The sequence below is a fragment of the Deinococcus alpinitundrae genome, assembly GCF_009982895.1.
In the GTDB taxonomy this organism is placed as follows: Bacteria; Deinococcota; Deinococci; order Deinococcales; family Deinococcaceae; genus Deinococcus; species Deinococcus alpinitundrae.
This window is the reverse complement of the sequence record NZ_WXZL01000114.1, coordinates 1-459: the sequence shown is the minus strand read 5'-3', so window position 1 is coordinate 459 and position 459 is coordinate 1. Positions and strand designations below refer to the sequence as shown.

General features: G+C 61.7%; 2 protein-coding genes. Both read left to right on the top strand.

Annotated elements, in window-relative coordinates:
- The coding region (locus GUI70_RS22645) for a hypothetical protein (protein ID WP_161884519.1) at nt 1-262 on the top strand (262 nt) is incomplete at its 5' end.
- On the top strand, nt 259-459 hold a 201-nt coding region (locus GUI70_RS22640), incomplete at its 3' end, for a hypothetical protein (RefSeq protein ID WP_161884518.1). The genes GUI70_RS22645 and GUI70_RS22640, both read left to right, overlap by 4 nt.

Genomic DNA, 459 nt, shown 5'->3' with positions numbered 1-459 from the left:
CGTTCCTGTCGCTGGCAGCATCATCGCGGCCTGGACGCTGTTCGGCAAGAACAAGCAGGACAGCTTCTCGCGCACCGAAGCGGAGCGGGCGCGGCTGGATGCCGAGAACAAGACGCTGCGCCAGAAGCTCAGCGAGTGCGAGGACATGAAGCACCGCTACCAAGTCCTGATCGAGTTTCTGGGCGACATTCTCAGCAACGCCTACCCGCTGGACTGGATTAAAACCCGCGCCCAGACACTCAAAGACAGGGAGAAGCCATGAACAAGATTCAGCGAAGTATCGACGCCGTGCTGAGCGGCAAGCTCCAGGTCGAGCGGGAGCCGAATTACTGCCTCAAGGCAGACCGGCAAGTCATCGAGGATGCCAACGGCTGGGCAGGCGGCGAGTGGTACAAGCGCATGGGCATCTGGAGCCACTTCACGCCACTCAACAAACAGCGCGCCCCCACGGTGCCGTGG